This window comes from Gottfriedia luciferensis, assembly GCF_001712755.1.
Classification (GTDB): domain Bacteria; phylum Bacillota; class Bacilli; order Bacillales; family Bacillaceae_G; genus Gottfriedia; species Gottfriedia luciferensis_B.
Map to the genome: position 1 here is coordinate 204,417 of NZ_MDKC01000032.1, position 21,656 is coordinate 226,072.

The 21,656-nt window shown below is 32.8% G+C and carries 18 protein-coding genes; all 18 read right to left on the reverse strand.

The genetic code is table 11. From position 1 onward, the window contains the following. Window positions 1-126: 126 nt before the first annotated feature. The 18 genes from BED47_RS15965 to yfmF all read right to left on the reverse strand — a co-directional run bounded on the left by BED47_RS15965 (window position 127) and on the right by yfmF (window position 21,037). Window positions 127-573 carry a RicAFT regulatory complex protein RicA family protein gene (locus tag BED47_RS15965; protein WP_069034484.1) on the reverse strand — a complete coding sequence of 149 codons (447 nt, stop codon included), beginning with the start codon at window positions 571-573 and terminating at the stop codon, window positions 127-129. Further along, on the reverse strand, window positions 573-2,102 hold the full coding sequence (gene miaB, locus BED47_RS15970) for a tRNA (N6-isopentenyl adenosine(37)-C2)-methylthiotransferase MiaB (RefSeq protein ID WP_069034485.1): 1,530 nt from the start codon (window positions 2,100-2,102) through the stop codon (window positions 573-575). The genes BED47_RS15965 and miaB overlap by 1 nt, the downstream gene beginning before the upstream one ends. A 315-nt stretch (window positions 2,103-2,417) precedes the next feature. Beyond that, entirely contained in the window at window positions 2,418-3,368 is a 951-nt protein-coding gene (gene mraY, locus BED47_RS15975) for a phospho-N-acetylmuramoyl-pentapeptide-transferase (RefSeq protein ID WP_069034486.1), read from the reverse strand. Between the two features lie 334 nt (window positions 3,369-3,702). Next, the gene (locus BED47_RS15980; protein ID WP_069034487.1) at window positions 3,703-4,248 is read right to left on the reverse strand and encodes a GNAT family N-acetyltransferase; all 546 of its coding nucleotides are present in this window, start codon (window positions 4,246-4,248) and stop codon (window positions 3,703-3,705) included. 676 nt (window positions 4,249-4,924) lie between these two features. Next, entirely contained in the window at window positions 4,925-5,791 is an 867-nt protein-coding gene (locus BED47_RS15990; protein WP_069034489.1) for a 2-oxoacid:ferredoxin oxidoreductase subunit beta, read from the reverse strand. Continuing rightward, complete coding sequence (locus tag BED47_RS15995) at window positions 5,778-7,535, reverse strand: 2-oxoacid:acceptor oxidoreductase subunit alpha (protein WP_069034490.1); 1,758 nt, start codon at window positions 7,533-7,535, stop codon at window positions 5,778-5,780. Before BED47_RS15995 ends, BED47_RS15990 begins: the two co-directional genes overlap by 14 nt. A gap of 229 nt (window positions 7,536-7,764) precedes the next feature. Then, complete coding sequence (locus BED47_RS16000) at window positions 7,765-8,691, reverse strand: dipeptidase (RefSeq protein WP_069034491.1); 927 nt, start codon at window positions 8,689-8,691, stop codon at window positions 7,765-7,767. Between the two features lie 240 nt (window positions 8,692-8,931). Then, a complete protein-coding gene (gene spoVS, locus BED47_RS16005; RefSeq protein ID WP_044893696.1) occupies window positions 8,932-9,192 on the reverse strand; it encodes a stage V sporulation protein SpoVS in 261 nt (86 codons plus the stop codon). Window positions 9,193-9,318: 126 nt separating this feature from the next. Further along, window positions 9,319-10,110 carry a TIGR00282 family metallophosphoesterase gene (locus BED47_RS16010; RefSeq protein ID WP_069034492.1) on the reverse strand — a complete coding sequence of 264 codons (792 nt, stop codon included), beginning with the start codon at window positions 10,108-10,110 and terminating at the stop codon, window positions 9,319-9,321. 213 nt (window positions 10,111-10,323) lie between these two features. Beyond that, window positions 10,324-11,895 (reverse strand): ribonuclease Y, encoded by a 1,572-nt coding sequence (gene rny, locus BED47_RS16015; protein WP_069034493.1) that lies wholly within the window; start codon window positions 11,893-11,895, stop codon window positions 10,324-10,326. Between the two features lie 628 nt (window positions 11,896-12,523). Continuing rightward, window positions 12,524-13,567 (reverse strand): recombinase RecA, encoded by a 1,044-nt coding sequence (recA, locus tag BED47_RS16020; protein ID WP_025568776.1) that lies wholly within the window; start codon window positions 13,565-13,567, stop codon window positions 12,524-12,526. A 249-nt stretch (window positions 13,568-13,816) separates the two neighbouring features. After that, window positions 13,817-15,076, reverse strand: coding sequence for a competence/damage-inducible protein A (locus BED47_RS16025; RefSeq protein WP_025568775.1), 1,260 nt, complete (start codon window positions 15,074-15,076; stop codon window positions 13,817-13,819). 20 nt (window positions 15,077-15,096) lie between these two features. Further along, entirely contained in the window at window positions 15,097-15,675 is a 579-nt protein-coding gene (gene pgsA, locus BED47_RS16030) for a CDP-diacylglycerol--glycerol-3-phosphate 3-phosphatidyltransferase (protein WP_025568774.1), read from the reverse strand. A 71-nt stretch (window positions 15,676-15,746) separates the two neighbouring features. Next, window positions 15,747-16,640 carry a helix-turn-helix domain-containing protein gene (locus tag BED47_RS16035; RefSeq protein ID WP_069034494.1) on the reverse strand — a complete coding sequence of 298 codons (894 nt, stop codon included), beginning with the start codon at window positions 16,638-16,640 and terminating at the stop codon, window positions 15,747-15,749. Window positions 16,641-16,660: 20 nt separating this feature from the next. Beyond that, entirely contained in the window at window positions 16,661-17,452 is a 792-nt protein-coding gene (locus BED47_RS16040; RefSeq protein ID WP_025568772.1) for a DUF3388 domain-containing protein, read from the reverse strand. A 112-nt stretch (window positions 17,453-17,564) separates the two neighbouring features. Then, complete coding sequence (ymfI, locus tag BED47_RS16045; RefSeq protein ID WP_025568771.1) at window positions 17,565-18,293, reverse strand: elongation factor P 5-aminopentanone reductase; 729 nt, start codon at window positions 18,291-18,293, stop codon at window positions 17,565-17,567. A gap of 183 nt (window positions 18,294-18,476) precedes the next feature. Beyond that, window positions 18,477-19,760 (reverse strand): EF-P 5-aminopentanol modification-associated protein YfmH, encoded by a 1,284-nt coding sequence (gene yfmH, locus BED47_RS16050; RefSeq protein ID WP_069034495.1) that lies wholly within the window; start codon window positions 19,758-19,760, stop codon window positions 18,477-18,479. Beyond that, window positions 19,760-21,037 carry an EF-P 5-aminopentanol modification-associated protein YfmF gene (yfmF, locus tag BED47_RS16055; protein ID WP_069034496.1) on the reverse strand — a complete coding sequence of 426 codons (1,278 nt, stop codon included), beginning with the start codon at window positions 21,035-21,037 and terminating at the stop codon, window positions 19,760-19,762. The genes yfmH and yfmF overlap by 1 nt, the downstream gene beginning before the upstream one ends. Window positions 21,038-21,656: the final 619 nt, after the last annotated feature.

Here is a 21,656-nt window from a genome sequence, read left to right on the forward strand (position 1 = left end):
AATTGAAGAATTTAAAAAATAAACATAAAAATTATGATATTAAGGCTATTTAGTAATTACTTTATTAGCTTTATATAAAAAAAAGACTCAAGCAGCAAAATTATTTGCTTCCTTGAGTCTTTTTTATTAATGGCTGCAGCTATCTGTTTTGCAAGCATCTGGCCCATGTTCTACTTTTGAACCTGTCTCTCCACTTAATAAGTTACCGCCCGTTGACTTAATGATTTCGTCTGTCACACCATTTGAGATCGTATGTGCGATTAATTGAAGTAAGTCATTAACTTCTACTTGAGAAGATTGAAATTCTTGTACAACTGGAATTGTTTCTAGTTTTTCGTTTAATTCATCAAGCTCTTGTTCAACTTTTTTAAGTGCTTCTTTCTTACCCCAGTGCTCTAAATTAACTGCTTGTTTTTGTAATGACTTAATTTCTTCAATATAAGCTCTTACAGTTTCACTCTCGTTAATTTGCGCTTCAGCACGTTTAAAAAAGTCTACTTCTTCTGTTTCAGAAATCATTACTGCTAATTCTTTTGCACGTTCAACGATATCCGTTTTTGTATATTTTCCCATTATAGCACCTCTACTGTTTCTTCTACTAATTCTCCATCTAATGACCATGTTTTAGCTTTTGTAACTTTTACTTTTACAATTTGACCAACGATTGATTTAGGACCTCTAAAGTTTACAAGTTTATTATAAGGAGTATACCCAGCAAGTACATCAGGGTTCTTCTTACTTTCTCCTTCTACTAATACATCAAGTATTTGACCTTCAAAACGTTTATTGAATTCAGCAGATTTTTCATTTACAAGATTGTTAAGTCGTTGTAATCTTTCCTTTTTCACGCTTTCTGGTACATTATCTACCATTTTTGCAGCTGGTGTACCTTCACGTGGTGAATAAATGAAAGTAAATGCTAAATCAAAACCAACTTCTTCATATAAAGTCATCGTTTCTTCGAATTGCTCATCCGTTTCATTTGGGAATCCAACAATGATATCTGTTGTAAATGAAATTTGTGGCATTGCTGTTTTTAATTTTCTTACAAGTTCTAAATATTGTTCACGATCATATTTACGTGACATTAGTTTTAGAACTTCAGAGCTACCAGATTGAACTGGTAAGTGAATATGTGGCATTAAGTTGCCACCTTTTGCTAATACTTCTATTAAATGATCATCAAAATCACGTGGATGACTTGTTGTAAAACGAACACGAGGGATACCAATTTTACGGATTTCATCCATTAAATGACCTAATCCATATTTACCATCATCTAAGTCTTTACCATAAGCATTAACATTTTGACCTAATAAAGTAACTTCTTTATAGCCCAGTCTAGCTAATTCACGTACTTCATTGATGATATCCTCTGGTTGACGACTACGTTCTTTACCACGTGTGTAAGGAACAATACAGTACGTACAGAATTTATCACAGCCATACATAATATTAACCCATGCTTTAATTTCTCCACGACGTACTTTTGGAAGGTTCTCAATTACATCCCCTTCTTTTGACCATACTTCAATCACCATTTCTTTACTAAACATCGCTTCTTGAATAATAAATGGTAATCTATGAATATTATGTGTACCAAATACCATATCTATAAATGAATGTTTTTGTAAGATTCGATTAACAACTGCTTCTTCTTGAGACATACAACCACAAATACCGATTAATAGATCTGGTCTTTGAAGTTTTAACGGTTTTAAGTGACCAATTTCACCAAACACTTTATTTTCAGCGTTTTCTCGAATTGCACATGTATTTAATAGAATAATATCAGCATCTTCAACTGATGTAGCTACTTCATAACCCATCGTCGTTAAAATACCTGCCATAACTTCTGTGTCATGTTCATTCATTTGGCAGCCATATGTACGGATTAAGAATTTTTTACCTACACCTGAATTTCTCATCTCTTCAGGAATTTCAAAACCACGATCATAAGTAACTTCTTCTTTACCTCGACGCTTTGCATCAGCTAAAGATGGAGCTTGGTAAACTTTTTCAAAATATTTACTATAATCTTTATCATTTTTATCTTTTGAATTATTTATATTAGTGCCTTGAAGGCGTTGTTGTTCATTCATGAAACAATCTCCTTTCTTCTCGAGCGTCCACACATTACTTAAGTATATAACGTTATTCTACAATATACAATGTGCGTTAGGCAAAAAAGAAAGCTGATAATACTAGTATATTTGAATAATTTTATCCAATATTATAAAAACAATTCTTAAAAAGAATAAAGCGCTTTAATGATTGATTGAAGAATGTTGATTCAGGTTATATGGTCCACACTCTTGGAACCGTAACTCGAGTCCTCTCTAAACCTAAAAAACACCTTTTTCAACATAAAAAGAGAATCCATCAAAGGATTCTCTTAAATTCATTGAGTTCATAATTTACATAAAAAAATAAAAATATAAGTAGCTTAAGAAACAACCTGTCCAAGAAACAATCGTAAAATTCATGACAATGACATTTTCTGACCAACCATATTTAATTCCATAATGAAAATGTATAGGTGCCATTAGAAATAATCTTTTTCTTGTTCTTTTAAAGTAGAAAACTTGAAAAATAACGGAAAACTGTTCAGCTAAATAAATAAAAAACAACATTGGAATCAAGATCTCTACTTTTTCAATTATCGCTAAAAATGATAACGAACCACCGATTGCCATTGAACCTGTGTCGCCCATAAAAGCCTTAGCTGGATATAAGTTATAAATTAAAAAACCAGCTAAACTAGCGATCATTATGAGACTAAAAATTTTCACTTCAATATGATCTGAAATCAGAAAAAAGAAAAAGAAGGTAGGGATTGATACCATACCAAGCAGTCCGTCCATCCCGTCAGTAAAGTTAATAGCATTAGCTGATCCTACAATAAATAAAGTGATTAAGGCCAAATAAACCCATAATGGTAAAAAGATACTTATCGAATCGGTAATCCGAAAGGTTGTGTCTACTTCAAAAAAATTAATTAAAACAATAAGTAAAAAAATAGTAAATGAAAATTGAAAAACTAGTTTTGTTTTAGCTGATATTCCTCCTGGATCCTGTTTTGATGCTTTCCAAAAGTCATCAAGAAAACCAACAACACTGAATAAAATAAAAGTTCCAACTAAAAAAAGCATAAGTGGACTTGAATAATTAACGAAAGCTACTAAAATACCTATCAAAAATATACTTCCCAGCATTAAAGGAGTTCCTTTTTTATTATGGTGTTCAGCTGGTAATTCCGCTCTAATAGGTTGAGTCAACTTCAATCTTCTTAACGTAGCAATTAAAAAAGGTGAAAGAATACTTACCAAAATAAACGTAATTAAAGCAGGTACGAGTGAGGATAACAAAATTTTTCTCCTTTCTATTATTTCTAATTAAGAAATTCGATAATATCAAGCGATTTCCTTTATTTGCCTATTTTTTAATTTAAGAATTCAATTTAGTGTTACTTTGTTATTAGAAAATGGAGGGTCTCCAAAATTGGAAACCTCTATTTTTTAATATGGTATCCTTAGAGAATCTTTAAATGTTGATAAAACTGTAGATTTAAAAACAGAAGTGATAAATAATGACTAGGCTGCAAATAAGAGTTTTGGAATGCCAAATAAAGGGTTCTTCTGTAAAAACAAATGATGAAATTGGTAATTAAACAGTGGTTTGCAGATAAAACCTGAAAAATTGCTATTTTAATCTATCGCTGACTTTAATTTTCCAAATCATATGATCAGATCCCTTATCCCAATAGTCCTTTAATAAATAATCAGGTTCGCCAAATTTCTTTTTCCAGATTTTTTGGGCATTACAATAGCCACTATCTAAACAAAATTCTTCTATCCCTTTATTGTGTAAAGTAACGAACATATTCTTTAATAATAAATTTCCTATTCCATTTTTTTGATAGTCTGGATGTACAAATACAGTACCGACCTCAGGTAGCCCTTTTAATTCATTGTTTGTACAATTTAAAATAAGATCACTAGCTGGACCATATTCAATCGAACCAATAATCTTTTCGTTATTTAACGCAATCAAAAAATATCGTTCTTCACCATTACTTTCAAAATCATTTTCTAGATAAATTCCTTTTGTTTTGATTTCTTCCTTCATACTTTCCACTTGATTGCTAATACCTTCTTTTGTAAAAGTATCTATAATCACTATTTTAAAAAATTGATTTAATTCTTTAATGTCTTCTATTATCGGTCTTCTTATTTTTATATTCATCATCAAAACACTCCTAACTACAAATTACTTCAACATCAAATGGCAGTATCCTTCATAATAGATTGTCATGATTGTCCATATCTAAAATAAAAAAAAACTCCTCAAAAAGTGAGGAGTTTTTCCATGTTGTTGAAAAACAACCTTGTCAATTTAATTACCAAATTTTCGTAAAAGGAGTAGAGTGATGTTGATTTCCACTACAGTATTCTCGCTTTCCATGGGGCGAGATTCTTTAGCCTCCTCGGCAAGCCTGCGGGGTCTCAGCCTTCCCGCTAATCCCATAGGAGTCGAGCATCCCTTTCGTTCCAATCAACTTATTCATCGAAAAAAGTCTGCAATAAATCCTAATCAGATTGCCTTTACTAGAGTAACCCAACTATTTTATATTAATCAGCTTGTAGGTCAATAAATATCGAACATTAATTAAACTAAACAACTGAATTTTTTTTTATAAAAATTAACCCATAGTATTTTTATCTTCTGAAAAAATCATTACTAGTGATTATTGGAATCATGAAATTACTCAACCATATTAATATTTAAAACCTTAATAGATCATCCCAGAAATGATAATTTCATCATTAAATAAATGTTCATTTAATGTCCGTTTCCCTATTGACCATTTTATATTTCAACACTTTGAAAAAACTCCTCAAAAAATGAGGAGTTTTTCTTTTTATTACATGAATTCAGCAACTAATTTTTCGAATTGTGCTTTTTCTAATTGAAGTTCTGATTCAACTAATGGTTCTTCACTGTATCCAGAAATTAATTGTTGGTATGATTTTTGCTCTTTGTTTTGGTAGATAAGACCAGTTACTAAACCTTTATTTTGCATTAATGTTTGCATAGCCATTTCTTTGTTTGATGGATCATATCCTTCAACATCAGAAAGTTTAACAAGATTTTCTTTAAACCAGTCATATGTGTTTACTTTATTGTAAGTTACACATGGGCTGAATACGTTAATTAAAGAGAAACCTTTGTGGTTAATACCTTGCTCAATTAATGAAGTTAATTCTTTTAAATCACTTGAGAAACTTTGAGCTACGAATGTTCCACCAGCTGTTAATGCCATTTCCATTACTGAAAGTGCAGATTCAACAGAACCTTGTGGCGTACTCTTAGTTTTGAATCCTACATCACTACGAGGTGATGTTTGACCTTTTGTTAGACCATAGATTTGGTTGTCCATTACGATATACGTAATGTCGATGTTACGACGAATTGCATGGATTGTATGACCTAAACCGATAGCGAATCCATCACCGTCACCACCAGAAGCGATAACAGTTAGATCACGGTTAGCCATTTTTACACCTTGTGCAATTGGAAGTGAACGACCATGGATACCATGTAAACCGTAAGAGTTAATATATCCAGAAATACGACCAGAACATCCAATACCAGAAATTACTGCAAGGTTATCAGGTTCTAAACCAACATTCGCTGCTGCACGTTGAATAGATGCTTGTACAGAGAAGTCTCCACATCCTGGGCACCAGTTTGGTTTAATATTATTACGAAATTCTTTAAATGTTGCCATTTAGAACAACTCCTTCCTTGCAAGTATTGTAAATTTCTTTTGGTAAGAAAGGATTTCCATCATATTTTAGTAAGCTTGAAATCTTTTCTGCATGACCACAATTCATTTTGATAATGCTTGCTAATTGACCAGTAGCATTATTTTCAACTACGATTACACGCTTAGCTTTTTTAAGCTCAGGCATTAATTCGTTTGTTGGGAATGGGTGAATTAGACGGATATGAGCATGGTTAACTTTGATACCATCTTGCTCTAAACGAACCATTGCTTCTTCAATCGCACCACGAGTTGAGTTGAAACCAACTAGTAATACATCAGCATCTTCGTGTTTAGAGTTCACTAACACTGGGTTAGGGAATTTTAGGTTATTTAATTTACGCATACGTTTATCCATTTGTTGATTACGGTTAATTGGTGATTCTGATGGTTTACCCATTTCATCATGCTCAACACCTGTTACGTGGTGAATTCCACCTTTCATACCTGGTACTACACGAGGAGAAACGCCATCTTCAGTCACTTCATAACGTTTGAAGTACTCTTTGTTTTCAGATACAGGTAATTCTTGTTTGTAATCAAACTTACCACGGCGAATTTGTACTTTTTCAAATTGAAGTGGCTCAACAGTTTGTTTACCTAAAGAAAGTTGTAAGTCAGTAATTACGATTACAGGTACTTGGAATTCTTCAGCTACGTTAAACGCTTCCACCATATCGTAGAATCCTTCTTCTACTGTACTTGGAGCGATTACTACTTTCGGAATTTCACCGTGAGTTCCGTAGATCATAGCCATTAAGTCTGATTGCTCTTGTTTAGTTGGAAGACCAGTACTTGGACCACCACGTTGAGTATCAACGATTACTAAAGGAACCTCAGTCATACCAGAAAGACCGATTGCTTCCATCATTAATGAAAGACCAGGACCTGCAGATGATGTTAATGTACGAACACCAGCATAGTTAGCACCGATTGCCATTGTACATGCAGCAATTTCGTCTTCAGTTTGAATAACTGCTCCACCATACTGAGGTAATTTTTTGATTAAGTATTCCATAATTTCAGATGCTGGCGTAATTGGATACGCTGCCATAAAACGAGAACCACCTGCTAATGCACCCATTGCGATTGCATCGTTACCGATTAGGAACATACGTTTTTTACCATCAGCTTCTGATAATTGCATTTTATTTACATTCACGCCAAGCATTTCTCTCATTTCTTCTGCTCCACGTGCGATTGCTTCTATGTTTTTCTCAACAATTTGTTGACCTTTTTTACCAAAAATTTCATCTACAACTTCTCTGAACACTTCAATTGATAGACCTAAAATTGCACTTGAAGCTCCAACTGCAACCATGTTTTTCATTAATGAAGTACCTAGTTCAGTTGCTAATTCTGTAAATGGAATTGAATAAAGTGTTACGTCAGTTGAATCTGGAATTGTCGGATTAAATTTAGCATCAGCAATTACGATACCGCCTTTGCGTAATTCATAAAAGTTTACATCGATTGTTTCTTGGTCAAATGCTACTAAAATATCTAAGTCATCTGAAATTGCACGAACTTCAGTTGTACTTACACGAATTTTGTTATTAGTGTGACCACCTTTAATACGAGAAGAGAAATGACGATATCCGTATAAGTAGTAACCTAAACGGTTTAGCGCAATTGCAAAAATCTCACCTGTACTTTCGATACCTTCACCCTGTTGTCCTCCAACTTTCCACGAAAGTTGTTCAATCATTTCCTACACCCCTTTGAATGCCCTCATTCGTAATAAATTAAATTATAAATGGATAATTTTTTTGCATATCATTCATTTTTTATAAAAGAATGAAAGCGATTTAAAACATATCTTTTGATATGAGTTAATTCGCTTTCAATTCTAGACCTATTAATCAAAAAAATCAATGATTTTGAAAGAAATTATTCCTTTAATTTTTATATTTTTATTATTCTGAACAAGTAACGTGTTATTTGTAATGTATATATGATGAATAATTCTCATACATAAAGCCTTTAACCTGCTGTTCTGTATAGTGTTTAAGCAATTCATTTGTTAAATTTTGATAAAGACCTACGTGATGTAAATTTGTTGGATGAGTATCGATTCCATCAAAATCTGATCCCATCGCGATAAATTTTTCTCCACCTAGAGAGCACATATAATCGATATGTTTAAGAATATCTGAAATATTTGCGACACCTTCATCAACTAAAAAAGTAGGATAGAAATTAATCCCGACTATTGCTCCTCTATTAAACATAGCCTTTAGCTGTTCATCATTTAAATTTCTTGGATGTTTACAAATCGCTTTAGCATTTGAATGAGTCGCAGTTGGATATTTTGCTTGTTCAAATGCATCCCAAAACGCGGCTTCAGTACAATGAGAAAGATCACACCACATATTATGCTCATTTAAGTAATGAACTACACTTCTTCCAAAATTAGTTAAACCACCATTTCTTTCCTCAAGAATTCCATCCGCAGCTTCGTTTGCATAATTCCATACTAGACCGACACTACGTACCCCTAGACGATGTAATATCTTTAAGCGATTAATATCACCTAAAAGTGCATCACAGCCCTCTAGCGTCAAAATAGCACCCATTTCGTGACTTTTTAATCCAACTTCATCTTCTTTTGTTCGAATAACTTTTATATTATTATTTTCTGTTGCTACTTTTTCATAAAAAAGTGTTACACATTGAAGAGCTGCATCAAATTTGATTAGTTTATGTATACTTTCAGGAATATAAATCGCATAACATTGTATTTTACTATTCCCTTGTTTTAATCGATTAACTGAAACTTGTAAGGAATCATCATTTTCAAAATTGATCGAAGGCTTTTCTAGTAATTTCATCAATACATCACAATGAGCATCAAAAACTTTCATAAATTAACACCCTCCTATTTTTTTGACTATTGAAATTAGTGTAACATATTAATAATTCGAATAATAAAAGTAATAATTATACGCAAAAAAACTCGTCGACTAAACGAGCTTTCGAGTTGGAGCTAAAGTCTTAGGTACACTTTTTAATTACAATTTTGCGTAATCTGACTTGCTAACACTTACTCTTCCTTGAATTAAAAATAAAACAACCTGTCGCTTTAGGCTAACAGGTTGTTATTATTAACGAGGCTCTACGATTAATTTTATCGCTGTACGCTCTTCCCCATCGATTTGAATATCTGTAAATGCAGGGATACAAATAAGGTCTACACCACTTGGTGCAACGAATCCTCTTGCAATTGCAACTGCTTTTACAGCTTGGTTTAACGCGCCAGCACCAATTGCTTGAATTTCTGCTGAACCACGCTCTCTCAATACACCTGCAAGTGCTCCTGCTACAGAATTAGGGTTTGACTTTGCTGAAACTTTTAATATTTCCATTCCTGATCCTCCTTGTACTTACAAAGCTATTATTGTGTACAATAAAAACTATTCTCGATAACAAGAAGTTATTCCTGCAAATATTTAAAAGTTTTTTAAAAATTTTCACAATTCTTTTAATTAATATTATAGCTCTTGATGATCATCATTTATTTGTATTCTTTTTATTGATTTTGCTAGCCCAGTTTGTTTATCTAATTCGATAATTACACCACTTAACTGACCTCTACCTTCATCAACTTCGAATCTCACTGGTAAGTTCGTTAGGAATTTTTTTATAACAGCTTCTTTCGTAACACCTAGAATTCCATCATATGGACCTGTCATTCCAACATCTGTAATAAACGCTGTACCAGCAGGTAAAACTCGCTCATCAGCCGTTTGAACATGTGTATGTGTACCAACAACCGCTGTTACTCTTCCATCCAAATACCAGCCCATAGCAATTTTTTCACTTGTTGCTTCAGCATGAAAATCAACAAAAATGATGTTTGTTCGTTTTTTAGCGATTTTTATTAGCTCATCAGCTTTTTTAAAAGGACAATCAAGTGGTGGTAAAAATGTTCTACCTTGTAAATTTATAACGGCTATTTCAACATCATTAAAATTTAAAAATACTAATCCATTACCAGGTGTACCTTCAGGGAAATTAGCTGGTCTAACTAAGTATTTTGCTTGATCAATAAATTCAAAAATATCCTTTTTATCCCATGCATGGTTACCAAGTGTTACTGCTTGAGCACCTAATTCTAAAAATTCGCGGTAAATTTTTTCCGTTATTCCTTTACCATGTGCTGCATTTTCACCATTTATAATCGTTACTGAAGGATTATATTTCCTTTTTAAAGCTTGAATATTAGCCTTTACCATTGCCCTACCATTTGAACCAACTACATCGCCTATAAACATTATTCTCATTACGTTACATCCTTCCAACTTGCCACTGTTAATTCACAGCACTGATTTTACTTTTAGATTACCCAAAAATACGAAAAGCCCCATTACTAGCACAATCTGAATCTTCATCTATGCCATTCAACTAAGATTCATTTCAGATATGTATTAGTTGGAGCTATTTTTAAAAATACTTTATTTTGTTACAAAAAAGAAAATAAAGTGGCATAAACCACTTTATTTTGCATACTCGACAGCTCGAGTTTCACGAATAACCGTAACTTTTATATGACCTGGGTAATCCAGTTCATCTTCAATACGCTTTCTAATGTCTCTCGCTAATCTATGAGCTTGTAAATCATCAATTGTATCTGGTTTTACCATGATGCGTACTTCACGACCTGCTTGAATAGCGAATGATTTTTCTACACCTTCATATGATTCAGAAATCTCTTCAAGCTTTTCTAATCGACGGATATAGTTTTCTAATGTTTCGCTACGTGCTCCCGGTCTAGCAGCAGATAAAGCATCTGCAGCAGCTACAAGAACCGCAATAATTGAAGTTGGCGCAGCATCCCCGTGATGTGATGCAATACTATTGATAACTACTGGATGTTCTTTATATTTCGTTGCTAATTCAACACCGATTTCAACGTGACTTCCTTCTACCTCATGGTCAATTGCTTTACCAATATCGTGAAGTAAACCTGCACGTTTTGCAAGTTTTGTATCCTCACCAAGTTCAGCAGCCATAAGTCCAGCTAAGTTCGCTACTTCCATCGAATGCTTTAACACATTTTGACCATAACTAGTTCTAAATTTCAGACGACCTAATATTTTTATTAAGTCAGGGTGAATTCCATGAACACCAACTTCAAAAGTAGTTTGTTCACCGACTTCACGTATGTACTCATCTACTTCTCGTCTTGATTTTTCAACCATTTCTTCAATTCGTGCAGGATGGATTCGACCATCTTGTACTAATTTATCTAGTGCAATTCGTGCAGTTTCACGACGAATTGGATCAAAACCTGATAATATTACAGCTTCAGGCGTATCATCAATAATTAAATCTATACCAGTTAACGTTTCTAAAGTACGTATATTTCGTCCTTCACGGCCAATAATACGACCTTTCATTTCATCATTTGGAAGATTTACAACTGAAACAGTTGTTTCAGCAACATGGTCTGCAGCACATCGCTGGATTGCTAATGATAAAATATCTTTTGCTTTCTTATCTGCTTCTTCTTTTGCTCGAGCTTCTGTTTCTTTTACTAGTATTGCTGTTTCATGGGATAATTCATTTTCGACTTTAGTAAGTATTAATTGTCTTGCTTCTTCACGATTTAAGCTAGAAATTCTCTCTAACTCTTCTTGTTGAGCAGCAATTAATGCTTCTATCTTGCTTTCCATTTCTTCTATCTGCTGTTGTTTTAAAACAAGAGATTCCTCTTTTCTTTCAAGAACAGACTCACGTTTTGAAAGTCCATCATCTTTACGATCTAAGTTCTCTTCTTTTTGCATTAAACGATTTTCTGACTTTTGTAGTTCACTACGACGGTCTCGAATTTCGTTCTCTGCATCTGTACGAATTTTGAAAATTTCGTCCTTTGCTTCCAATAAAGCTTCTTTTTTAATTGTTTCTGAATCACGTTTTGCATCTTCAATAATTTGATTTGCATGATTAGTTGCGCCATTTATTTTAGCTTCTGCAATGGACTTACGGACAAAAAATCCGACAGCATAACCGACTCCGAATGTGGCAAGCAATGCGAAGATGATCAAAATTATAGTATTTGCACCCATGATTTCACCTCCTCTTGCTATTTAGTTAGTTTCATTTTTGTCGGCTGTTATATTGTATAAATAATTGCATCAACATACAGCACACTTCAATTCAATTTTTCACAAAATAGTAATATTTTTTTAGAATATACACTTAAATATTAAATCTCTTACCAAATGATGTCAAGCCTTGTAACTCGCTTACTTACTTGATTTATCAATATTTATTACATTTTTACTAGATTTCATACATGAGAATCTAAATTTTATTCATTAATTTTTTTTTAAGATCTGATTAGTAAGTTATTTGATCGAATTTTTCTTTTATAAATTACTACTCATAAATATAAAAAAATATAGATATTGTCTGTTTTTTGATAAGCCCCGATCATAAAAGTATGCCTTATTCTAATACAAGACACCTACTTACCATGAATGACTTTATTTGCCTCTTCATGGTCATTCTAATAAGGTCTCACTTTGCATTTCTTATAGGGATGGTGAATCCTTCTATTGGAATCAATTCTTTCAAATTGATGAAATTATTTTCTGTATTTCAAAAAAATCAAAGTCATGAAATTATAAATAAAAAAATGCAGGCACTTTTAATAAGCGCCCGCATTTTTTATTGTTCTAAACTAACTTATGATTACTCATTTAATAAAGAGAATTGTTCTTCGTCATCTGTTTCTGTTACAGTAACAGGGTTATCTAAACCATGGTGAAGACGGATCGATTGTTTAATCGTATCACGAATTTCTTTATTTTCTTTTAAGAATTGCTTAGCATTCTCACGGCCTTGTCCAAGACGCTCTTCATTGTAAGAATACCATGCTCCACTCTTAAGAACGATATCTAAATCGGCTCCAATATCAAGAATTTCACCTTCTTTAGAAATACCTTCTCCATACATAATGTCTACTTCTGCTTGTCTAAATGGTGGTGCTACTTTATTTTTAACTACTTTAATCTTTGTTTTGTTACCCACAATATCATTACCTTGTTTTAATTGTTCAGCACGACGTACTTCTAAACGAATTGTAGAATAGAATTTTAACGCACGTCCACCTGGAGTCGTCTCAGGATTACCAAACATAACTCCAACTTTTTCACGAATTTGGTTAATGAAGAATGCGATCGTTTTTGACTTGTTAATTGCACCTGAAAGTTTACGTAATGCTTGCGACATTAATCGTGCTTGTAGACCTACGTGAGCATCACCCATCTCACCTTCAATTTCAGCTTTTGGAACTAATGCAGCTACTGAATCAATTACGATAATATCAATTGCACCACTTCGAACTAATGCTTCAGCGATTTCAAGTGCTTGTTCACCTGTATCTGGTTGAGATAATAATAACTCATCAATGTTTACACCTAATTTTTGAGCATAAACCGGATCTAATGCATGCTCAGCATCTATAAACGCCGCTTGTCCTCCATTTGCTTGAACTTCAGCGATTGCATGTAATGCTACAGTTGTTTTACCTGAACTTTCAGGACCATATACTTCGATAATACGTCCTCTTGGATATCCACCTACACCTAATGCTACATCTAGTGCTAACGATCCACTAGAAATAGTTGAAATTTGGCGTTCTGTTTGTTCTCCAAGTTTCATAATTGAACCTTTACCGAATTGTTTTTCTATTTGTTTTAAAGCCATTTCTAATGCAGCTTGACGATCACTCATTTAGATTCCTCCTTCAGGATTCATTTATCTCTTAACTATATAATAACTGTTTTTTGTTCGTTTGCCAACAAAAAAATAGAACGTTTATTCGATATTTTTCGTATTTAAACTTAATTTTTAAAGAATAGAAACGCTTGTTTCGTATTTTTTGGTCTATAAAACTAGATTTTTATTAATATCGAAACTATAAAATTAAAAAACTCGGCTAAATTAACCGAGCTTTTATATTATAAAATATTCTATTTCAATTTATAAGTCTTGACTTTCGAAACTTGAATTAATTAATTTAATCAACAAGTTCGCGCCATTTTTGACACTTGATAATCTGATTTGTTCTCTAGTGCCACTGAATTGAAACTCTTTTACAATTGAATCAGAATCACCAATTTTTATACCGATAAATACTTTCCCTACCGGCACATCTTCTAATGTAGACGGTCCTGCCTCACCAGTAAAACTAATTGAAATATTACTGCCTGTTAATCTTTGAATATTTTCAACTAGTGATTTTGCACATTCTGCACTTACAGCACCATTTTTATTAAGAATGTCTGCTGGCACATTTAAAAGATTTTGTTTTATTTCATTAGAATAACAAACAACACTACCTTTAAAAATGGACGAGTTCCCGGGAATATCTGTCAGTCTTTTACTGAATAGACCTCCAGTTAAACTTTCAGCAGCAGAAATAGTCAGTTTAAAATCTTTTAGCTTACTTGATAAAACTGTAAATAAGTTTTCATTATTTGTACCATATATAAACTGCCCAACGCGCTCACGTATTTTTTCTTCAGCTTGTCCAATTAGTTTTTCTGCCTCTTGTTGATTACTAGCACTTGCAGTAACTCGAAGCATTACTTCTCCCTCACTCGCTAAAGGAGCAATTGTTGGATTTGATTGATTTTCAAGTAAATCAAGAATTTCAGTTTCTAAAATCGATTCACCGATGCCAAAAAATTTAAGCTCTTTCGAAATAATCGTACTTGCTTCCTTACCTTTTAAAAAATAAGGAATTAGTTCTTTCTCAACCATCGGAATCATTTCTTTAGGTGGTCCTGGTAATAATACAAATTGTTTATTTTTCACTTCATAAACCATTCCAGGTGCCATACCGTTTTTATTCAATAAAACATGTGCGTTATGAATGACTAATGCTTGTTTTTTATTATTTTCAGTCATTGGTCGATTTACTTTAATAAAATATTGTTCAATATACTCTAGTGATTGTTCATGATAAACAAGTGATTCTTGAACAAATTCTGCGACTACTTCTTTCGTTAAATCATCCTTTGTTGGTCCAAGTCCACCAGTTAAGATGATTAAATCACTTCTTGATGAAGCAATTTCTAATGCACTTTTAAGTCGTTCGGAATTGTCTCCTACAACTGTTTGGAAATGATGGTGATATCCTAATGCAGATAAATGTTTAGCTATAAATTGAGCATTTGTATTTGCAATTTGGCCTAAAAGTAGCTCAGTACCTACTGCGATGATTTCAGCACGCTTCATATCATTTCCCCCTATATTAATTACATTGATTTAAGAAGAACATCTCTATTTTTGTAAAAATAATCCCAACCAGAATATACTGTAAAGAATAATGCGACCCAAAGTGATACATCCGCAATCGAAAATGGTAAGAAATTCAATGGGAAGTCATGTAAGAAATAGGCAGAAATCGCAACTATTTGAGCCCAAGTCTTAATTTTACCTAGCATTGCAGCAGCATGAACTTCTCCAGAGCCAGCTAAAATCATTCGTAATCCGGTTACAGCAAACTCTCTACTTATAATGACAATCGTAATCCATGCAGGAACATAATGAAAATCAGTTAAGATAATTAATGCAGACGATACAAGTAATTTATCAGCAAGTGGATCTAAAAACTTACCAAAATTAGTTACTAGATTAAATTTTCTAGCGTAATAACCATCTATAAAATCAGTAACTGATGCAATAATAAAAATTGCAGCTCCTACTAAATGATTAACTGGTATTGAATCACCCATTAATGTAACTTTTCCCCATCCAAAATCGATTAAAACGGCAATCATAAATAATGGAATTAGACAAACCCTTGAAACTGTGATCTTATTTGGTAAATTCATGGTAAAACCCTCCAAAACTTTCTAAAAATGAAGCATTTATAATAAATGAATAAAAGCCATCTTAAAGATGACTATTGATTCATTTTTAAATTTTTAATCGTAATCTTTTGGTGAACAGCATTTGTTGGATTAACTGGATATTTAAATATCTGATCGTTAATTCGTAGCTCAACATTATTAGAAGCACCAATATTTACTGTTACTTCATTTTCATCTGTTAAGTCGTAGTTTTGAGTTTGTCCTTGTTTTAAAATTCCGGAATAGAACATTTTTCCATCAGCATTTTTTAAATCTACATAACTTTCACCATTTGCAACTACTTCTAATTTAAATACATCCGTACCAGATAAAGAAATAGTAGTTCGTTTACCCGCTGCAGAGTCAACAGTAATTTTTTGCGCTGGTGTTTGCTCAGTCACATCATTTTTCGGTTTCTCTGTTTTTTTCGTATTATTAACTTTTGCCTGATCTAGCGCATTATTTTTTGGTTTTTCAATTTCAGAATTAGAGTTAGATTGAGTCTGATTCGTATCCGCAGATTTTCCATCATTTTTTGATGGGAACATCATATAAATAGCGATACAGATTCCGATGATAAGAATCGCTACTAGTATCCTTGGTAAATAATCCATTACTCGTGATGACTTAACATTGCTTAATGGTTCTTTAAGCTTCGATGCTCTACTAGGGATTTCTTCATGCTTTACTTCTTCTACTGTACTTGCCACAGTTGATTCTTCTACCACTGGCTTTTCAGTTAGAAATCCAGAAACGTCAACACCTATTGTTTCTGCATATTGTCTAATAAATGCACGAACATAAAATTGCCCTGGCAATATTTCATAATTACCTTCTTCGATTGCTTCAAGATAACGTTTCTGAATCTTCGTTAACTCTTGTACATCGTCAATTGATAAACCTTTCGCTTCTCTTGCTTCTCGTAAATATTTTCCTAATTCTGTCACAAGTTACACCCCAACTAACTTTAAAAATCAAACATCGAGAACGAGTTGTGTCCATTTTTATCCATTTGGTCTACAAGTTCATATTTAATTTCTTCATTTTCATCATTTCTTAATTCAATTATGTAATCAAAATCTTCTAAGGAGTATTCAGTTTGCTGTACAAATACATCAGGATGTTCCACTACTTTCACAGAAGACATTGCCATAATTTCGCGAACCAATTGCCAATGTTGCTCATTTGCTCTTCTATGAGAAAGAATGCCATCAATAATAAATACATTATCTGAATTATATTCATCTTCTATTAATTGACTTCTTAATGTTTGTTTAATTAATGTTGATGAAACAAATAACCAGCGTTTATTTGCACAAACACTTGCTGCTACAACTGATTCTGTCTTACCAACACGAGGCATCCCTCTAATTCCGATTAGCTTATGGCCTGGCATTTTAAATAGCTCTGCCATAAAATCAACAAGCATACCTAAATCATCGCGGACAAAACGAAAAGTCTTTTTATCATCTACGTCACGTTGAATATAAGTACCATGTCTTACAGCTAAACGATCTCTCAGAGTTGGCTTTCTAAGTTTAATTATTGTTATATTGTCCATAGTATTTAAAATTGATTCAAATCTAGTAATTTGATCATCGTTATCGCAACCAAGTAACATGCCGCGTCTCATTGTGTCGACACCATTGATTGTTAAAATATTAATCCCTAGCATACCGATTAGCGATGCAATATCTCCAAGTAGTCCAGGGCGATTCTTATGTATTTCATACTCAAAATACCATTCGATTAACTCCATACCTATACCCCCTATTTGTTAACTACTTAACTCTCCATTTAATAATAAACGATTTCGCCATAATATAAAAGGTAAAATATGTGAAATAAATAACTTTCGACCGGAAATTTTGCTATGAAGTATGCCAACCGCCGTTTACTCCAAGAATTTGGCCTGTTATATAAGAAGATTGTTCGGAAATTAGGTAATTTACCGTATTCGCAATTTCACATGGAAGAGCTAAACGATTCATTGGAATTTCATTTGCGATTTCTTTTAAATCTTCTTCACTAAACGTATTTAACATATTCGTTTTTACGGCACCTGGGGCAACGGCATTTACTTTCACTCCACTTGGCCCTAATTCTTTAGCTAATGCCATCACATAGGCGTTTTGAGCACCTTTAGTAGTTGAATATAATACTTCACATGAAGCACCAATTTGTCCCCATATAGACGAAATAACGACGATACTGCCAGATTTTTTAGCCACCATATTAGGAAGAAAATGATTGACTACTTTGATCAAACTTTTGATATGTAATTGAGTCATTCGATCGATTTCCTCATCACTTACATCGTTAATTAAACCAAAGATTGAAAAACCCGATGCATAAACAATTGAATCGATTGTATCATTTATTTGTGATGTTAAAATTTCAACTCCATTTTCAACTGACAAGTCCGCTTGAACAAATTGGCAATTTACTTCAATCTCATTAGCTAATTGGATCAGCTCATTAAGTGGCTCTTTCTTACTATTATAATGGACAACTAAATCATATTTTTCATTGATTAATTTTTTCGAAATTGCTAAGCCAATGTCACCACTAGCTCCAATTACTAGAATTCTTTTTCTCATTTATTATAATCTCCATTTATTCGAGGTTTTAATGCAGGTTTAAAGAGTATTAATAATTATAAAGGTAATAGAGAAACGAGGACTTAAAAATTTTTATTAATAAATAATACACTTTGATTCTTTAAAAACCCTTAAATTTTTAAAATTTCAAAAAGCATCCAATAAAGGATGCTTTTAATTCATTCAATGAGGAAGAACAAAAAATTCACTCATATAGTCTTCATTTATTAGATGACTAGCACTTTCTTTTAGATCCTCTACAGAAATAGATTGTAACACAGATACAATGTCAAATAAATGCATATCTAAGAACGCATATCGTGTAAATTGGTTAGCGATATATTCTGGAGAATTTAATGAGCGTAGGAATCCGCCAATTTTCTTTTTAACTACGCGATCGACAATTTCTTTTTCCCACTGATGATTTTTTGAATCTAATAACACTTCTTTAATTTTTTCAGAAAGTTTTTCAGGTGAAGTAGAATCTCCTCCGATGATTGCAAAAGCAAAACCATTTTCTGCGGAGTAATCATATGAGAACGTATCATCGATTAAGCCGTCTTCATACATTTGTTGATACGTATTTGAGCCTTTGCCAAATAAATAATCAAGTAATACTGAAATTGATAATTCATGCTTTAATAATTCGCTTCCACCTTTAGGTGCAGAAAAGTCTTTCACGCCAACGAGCACTTTCGATGATTGGACATTCATATGTAACACTTTTTTCTTTTCTGCTGATTCTGGCGTTTCTTCAGGGAAAAATCTCTTAATTTCATTTGCATCTTTGAACGTTTTTTTGCTTTGGTTTTCTTTAATTAAATTCATTGTTTTATCAGGATCTACCGGACCTACAACAAAAAACAACATATTACTCGGATGATAAAAAGTTTCGTAACAAGTATAAAGTAATTCTTTTGTAATTTTTGAAATTGATTCAACCGTACCAGCAATATCGGTTCTAACAGGATGTTTACCATATAAATTGGCAATCATCCCAAAATATTGTCTCCAATCAGGGTTATCTTCGTACATTTTAATTTCTTGACCAATAATCCCTTTTTCTTTTTCAACACTTTGATCAGAAAAATATGGATCTTGAACAAAATCAATTAAAGTCATTAAATTTTGTTCTACATTATTCGTTGCTGAAAATAAATAAGCAGTTCGTGTAAAACTTGTAAACGCATTAGAAGAAGCTCCTTGTTTACTAAAAACTTGGAATACGTCCCCATCTTTCTTTTCAAACAACTTGTGCTCTAAAAAATGAGCAATCCCATCTGGTACAACTAATTTTTCATCTTTTCCTAAAGGAATAAATTCAGAATCAATCGAACCGTATTTAGTTGTAAAGGTCGCATATGTTTTGTTGTAGCCTTGTTTAGGAAGAATATATACTTTTAATCCGTTTTCAAGCTCCTCGAAATAAAGCGTTTCATTCAATTGTTCAAAATACTTTTTTTCCATTATGCTCCCTCCTGACCTTTTAAGAAATAAGTTGTGTGAAGTTTAATTTTATTAGCTACAGCTACAATTTCATCTTTCGTAACTTTTTCAATTTCAGGGAACCAGTCCTCGATCGGACGTTCATTCCCTGCAGCTTGGTCATTGAATAATGTTTCAATAATTCCATAAGCTGTGTCCATACTTTCTAATAGACTGTTTTTAATCACTAATTTTGTTTGATCGATTTCCTCTTCAGTGAAATTTCCCTTTTTCATTTCTTCAAGTTGTTCAGCAATAATTGTAGTTGCTTTTTCATAATTTTCACTTGCTATACCAGACATAACCATTAAAATTGATTTATGACTTTCAAAACGAGAAGCAGCATAGTATGCTAAGCTATTTTTTTCACGAACATTGATAAATAACTTTGAATGAGAGAATCCGCCAAAAAGTCCATTAAATACTTGAAGTGCAAAGTAATCTGGATCTTTAATCGAAATCCCAGTCGTATAACCTATATGAAGTTTAGCCTGATTTAGTTTTTGCTCTTCAATTACTTCATTAGGAGAATCGACTGGCGTTGCTTTTGTTGTATCAACTGTTAATTTTCGACTAGTTGTGTTTCTAAAATTCTCTTCAACTAATTGTTTACATTGGTCAAATGCAACATCTCCAACTATATATAGATCAATTAAATCTTGTTGCAAAGCTTTTTCATAGTACTGATAAAGTGAGTCTGCTGTCATTGAATTGACATCTTCTGTTTTTCCATTTGCAAGTAACGCATAAGGTTCATCCTTAAACATTTCTTCCACTAGTCGTTGATTTGCAAATTTCAATTTATCATCATTAATTGATTGAATTCGTTGTACTTGAGTTCTTTTTTGAGTTTCAACATGTTTAGCTGAAAATACCCCATTTTCTAAAAATGGATTTTGCCAAATAGAAGCAATAAGCATCAGCGCTTCATTTAATAGTGAACCTTGATTTGAAAGGTATTTTTCATTTGCAATGTCAATTGTAAATGACATAACATGGTAATCACCTTTTTTTGATACGTCTACAAAGAAGGTCGCCCCATATAATTCTTCTAATTTTCTTCTAATTTCACCATTGGTAGGAAGATCTTTTGTTCCACTTTGCAATACATAAGGTAAAATTCCGCGATACGATACTGTATCTTCTTCGAGTTTTCCTCGTACTTTTAACGTAATCGAATTTGTTTTAAACTTTTCAGTTGTTACCACATGTAGCTTAATACCGTTAATATCACTATTTTTGTACTGTAACAAATTCAAATTGAACCCTCCTTAGTCAAATACTATTTACTCATATTTATTTCCAATATCTTCATTGTATCTCTAATTTTACCAAAAATAAAACCTACTGCTTAGTTTACCCAAAATTATTAATTCAAATAAAAAGAAGCTTCTTATTTTAAAATCGTTTAGAGATGTTGAAAAAGTCGTTTAATTCAACTATCTGTTCTTTTAAAATAAGTACTTCGTTGATTTCCTCTCCAGGATGCTCCCTTTCCGTGGGGAGAGAGGTGAGCCTCCTCGGCCAGCCTGCGGGGTCTCACCCTTCCCTCTTTTCCCACAGGAGTCTCGCACCTTACGTTCCAATCATTACCAAAACATAACTGAAAATCTTAAAACCAATACACTTTTTAACATTGTCTTTTCTTTTATACCTCTAAAACGATTAATTCTTCTTTTCCGATGTGATTTTATCCTCAAATAACTCCATGTGACATGAGGTTAACGAATTCCAGAAGAAATCAAACTGAAGTTATTTGAATGTCTTGAGGATCTTCTTCTTCGTAAAATCGATCAAAACACGAATTATAATTTAATTTCTTGGTATAGTTGAGAGATGTTCAACCAAAGCAATCTTACTTAACAGGATAATATTCGT

Coding starts and splice junctions, on each gene's coding strand:
- BED47_RS15965 (WP_069034484.1), bottom strand. CDS start 573: ATGGGAAAATATACAAAAACGGATATCGTTGAACGTGCAAAAGAATTA.
- recA (WP_025568776.1), bottom strand. CDS start 13,567: ATGAGTGATCGTCAAGCTGCATTAGAAATGGCTTTAAAACAAATAGAA.
- ymfI (WP_025568771.1), bottom strand. CDS start 18,293: ATGAGAAAAAGAATTCTAGTAATTGGAGCTAGTGGTGACATTGGCTTA.
- BED47_RS16040 (WP_025568772.1), bottom strand. CDS start 17,452: ATGGAGTTAATCGAATGGTATTTTGAGTATGAAATACATAAGAATCGC.
- rny (WP_069034493.1), bottom strand. CDS start 11,895: ATGGGTGCAAATACTATAATTTTGATCATCTTCGCATTGCTTGCCACA.
- BED47_RS16000 (WP_069034491.1), bottom strand. CDS start 8,691: ATGAAAGTTTTTGATGCTCATTGTGATGTATTGATGAAATTACTAGAA.
- BED47_RS16025 (WP_025568775.1), bottom strand. CDS start 15,076: ATGAAGCGTGCTGAAATCATCGCAGTAGGTACTGAGCTACTTTTAGGC.
- miaB (WP_069034485.1), bottom strand. CDS start 2,102: ATGAATGAACAACAACGCCTTCAAGGCACTAATATAAATAATTCAAAA.
- spoVS (WP_044893696.1), bottom strand. CDS start 9,192: ATGGAAATATTAAAAGTTTCAGCAAAGTCAAACCCTAATTCTGTAGCA.
- BED47_RS15995 (WP_069034490.1), bottom strand. CDS start 7,535: ATGATTGAACAACTTTCGTGGAAAGTTGGAGGACAACAGGGTGAAGGT.
- BED47_RS15990 (WP_069034489.1), bottom strand. CDS start 5,791: ATGGCAACATTTAAAGAATTTCGTAATAATATTAAACCAAACTGGTGC.
- BED47_RS16010 (WP_069034492.1), bottom strand. CDS start 10,110: ATGAGAATAATGTTTATAGGCGATGTAGTTGGTTCAAATGGTAGGGCA.
- pgsA (WP_025568774.1), bottom strand. CDS start 15,675: ATGAATTTACCAAATAAGATCACAGTTTCAAGGGTTTGTCTAATTCCA.
- yfmH (WP_069034495.1), bottom strand. CDS start 19,760: ATGGAAAAAAAGTATTTTGAACAATTGAATGAAACGCTTTATTTCGAG.
- BED47_RS15980 (WP_069034487.1), bottom strand. CDS start 4,248: ATGATGAATATAAAAATAAGAAGACCGATAATAGAAGACATTAAAGAA.